Source organism: uncultured Jannaschia sp. (assembly GCF_947494025.1).
Taxonomy (GTDB): domain Bacteria; phylum Pseudomonadota; class Alphaproteobacteria; order Rhodobacterales; family Rhodobacteraceae; genus Jannaschia.
This window is the reverse complement of sequence record NZ_CANLTQ010000118.1, coordinates 1-828: the sequence shown is the minus strand read 5'-3', so window position 1 is coordinate 828 and position 828 is coordinate 1. Positions and strand designations below refer to the sequence as shown.

General features: G+C 61.7%; 1 protein-coding gene. It reads left to right on the top strand.

What is annotated here, in order from left to right:
* On the top strand, window positions 1–797 hold a 797-nt coding region (locus Q1B08_RS21565; RefSeq protein WP_299823454.1), incomplete at its 5' end, for a serine protease.
* Between the last annotated feature and the right edge of the window lie 31 nt (window positions 798–828).

Below are 828 nucleotides of genomic sequence, written 5' to 3'. Positions count from 1 at the left end.
CCGCGCAGCAGACCTCCGGCGTTACGCAGGGCACTCTGTCGGAATGTCGTTGGTGCGATAATCCGCTATCGGGGCACTCCGAACGATACGTGGCGCTGGCGGCCGACTTCTTTGGGTGCAAGATAAGTAAGGCGCCTATCCAGATGGTCCTTCGTAGCCTCCTTTGGCTGGCACTCGCGTGGACGATCCTGTCGGCCGCGACCGTCCACGCGCAGTCGTTCGACGAAGCCAATCCCGCGATCGGGCGGCTGAACTACGCCGGCTTCCGAAATCGTCAACACTGCACGGCCGCTCTCGTCGGACCGAGAGAGGCTTTGACGGCAAAACACTGCGTGGACGGATTGGCCCCCGGGAACCTTCATGTCTTGCTTGGCTACGACGGCGGCACCTATTCCGAGCACTTGCGGGTGCGCGCTTTGCAGCTGGCCCCTAATGCGGACATCGCGCGTCTTTGCTTGGACAGGTCTTCTTCGGTGGAGCCTCTGTCCTTGTTCTCGGAAAATGCTGGCCCGGAAACGCAGAACATCTCTGGATCCGTCGCGCTGATAGGCTACCCGCGTTCGCAAGCGCACAGGCAGCAGGGGCGGCGATGTGCCGTCATGACAGAGGACAGCACGCTCGCAAGGTTGGATTGTCCGACAGAGCCGGGGATGTCGGGTGCGCCCGTGCTCTCGTCCGGGCACTTGATCGGAATTATGAGCGCGTCAGCGACCCAGACAAGCGTAGCCGTGCTGATCACGGCGCTGCCGCCGGGCCGATGCAACGAACCCGATCATGTCCCAGATCGTGACGAATGATACCTCGGTCACCTTTCAACTATAGCACAGC